This window comes from Streptomyces botrytidirepellens, from assembly GCF_003721215.1.
GTDB lineage: Bacteria > Actinomycetota > Actinomycetes > Streptomycetales > Streptomycetaceae > Streptomyces > Streptomyces himastatinicus.
Window position 1 is genome coordinate 1 of record NZ_RIBZ01000472.1, and the last position, 1,689, is coordinate 1,689.

Annotated in this window: 1 protein-coding gene; it reads left to right on the plus strand. The window is 78.3% G+C overall.

Translation table 11 applies throughout. The features are described 5' to 3' along the window. A partial coding sequence (locus EEJ42_RS31690) for a DUF5691 domain-containing protein (protein ID WP_123105316.1) occupies nt 1–1,416 on the plus strand: 1,416 nt, incomplete at its 5' end. Between the last annotated feature and the right edge of the window lie 273 nt (nt 1,417–1,689).

Consider the following 1,689-nt stretch of genomic DNA (forward strand, 5'->3'; position numbering starts at 1 on the left):
GCCCCCGCGCCCGAGGACCCGCGCCCGCCGCTTCCGCGCGCCGCCCGCAGTCGGCTGGCGATGCTGCTCGCCGACCGCTCGTCCCCCGGGCGCAGCGGACCGCGTTCCGCCCCCGACCTGGCCGAGCTGCTGCCCCAGTGGCTCGCCCTCGCCAACCAGCACGGCTACCGCGCGCCCGACGCGCTGCTCCCGACCCTGCTCGACGCGGCCCGCGCCCGTACCGACCTGCGGCCCGATGCGCTCACCCTCGGCGGACCGCGGGCGCTGTGGCTCGCCCGGCTCAACCCGGACTGGAAGTTCGCCCTGCGGGGCGGGCCGCCCGGGCGGGGCACGGCGCCCGCGTCCGAGTCGGACGACGCCGACGTGCGGCGGCAGTGGGAGGAGGGGCTGTTCGCCGAGCGAGTGTCGCTGCTGGCCAGGACCCGCCACCGCGACCCGGCGGCCGGGCTCGCCCTGCTCGGCGGCACCTGGTCCGCGGAGCGGGCGGAAGACCGGCTGATGTTCCTGGACTCGCTCCGCGACGACCTCGTGCCCTCCGACGAACCCTTCCTGGAGCAGGCGCTGTCCGACCGCAGCCGGAACGTGCGGGCGACCGCCGCCGAGCTGCTGGCCGCGCTGCCCGGTTCCGCGTTCGCCGCGCGGATGGCGGAGCGGTCCGCGGCCTGCGTCTCCCTGTCCCCGGACGGCGCACAGATCACCGTCGACGCACCGGCGCAGTGCGACAGCGGGATGCAGCGCGACGGCGTCGTGCCCAAGCCGCCGTCCGGTCGGGGGGAACGGTCCTGGTGGCTGAGCCAACTGGTGGAGGCCACGCCGCTGGGCTGCTGGTCCGAGTGGTTCGGGGGGCTGGACGCGGACCGGATCGTGGCCCTGCCGGTCGCCGACGGCTGGAAGGGCGACCTGCACGCCGCCTGGTGCCGGGCGGCCGTGCGGCAACGGAGCGCGCAGTGGTCGCGCGCGCTCCTCGGCACGCCGGGCGCGCCCCCCGTCGCCGCGGGCGAGTCCGCCCCGGCGGTCTGGCGGGACCCGGCGAAGCTGCTGTCCGCCCTGCCCCCGGCGGAACGGGCGCAGTGGGTCGCCGACTTCATCGCCTCCCACGGGCTGTCCGACGCGTTCCGGCTGCTGGGGGTGTGCGCCGTGCCGTGGGCCGAGCCGCTGGGCGGGGCGGTCGTGGACGCGCTGGACATCGCGCGGGACGCGGGCAGCTACCCGTGGAGTTTCAGCGGGATCATGGGCTTGGCCGAGCGCTGCCTCGACCCGGCCCAGGCGGACCGCCTGGAGGTCCTGACCGCCCTCCCGGACGAGCCGGAGGGCGCGGCGCCGGGCGCCGGCGGGTACTGGTCGGAGGCGTTCCAGCGATTGGTGGGGACGCTGAGGCTGCGGGCGGCGATGCGCGCCGAGTTGGCCGGGGGCTGATCTCCACGGGGCGGGCCCCGGGCCCCCGGTCGGGGCGTCCGCGGCTGCGGGCGGCGATAACCGGCTAGCTGAGCGGTGGCTGTTTCCCCTACCCCGCCCCTTCCCGAAACCGGGGCTCCGCCCCGGGCCCCGGCCCCAGGGGGCGGGCGGTTCGGGGTCGGAGATTCGCGGCCCCGGCCCCCCGACCGGGAAGGCGGGCCACCAACACCGGGACTCCCCGGACCCCGGGCAGGGGCGGGTCAGCAGGGCAGGCAGCCCCGCACCGGGGCACGC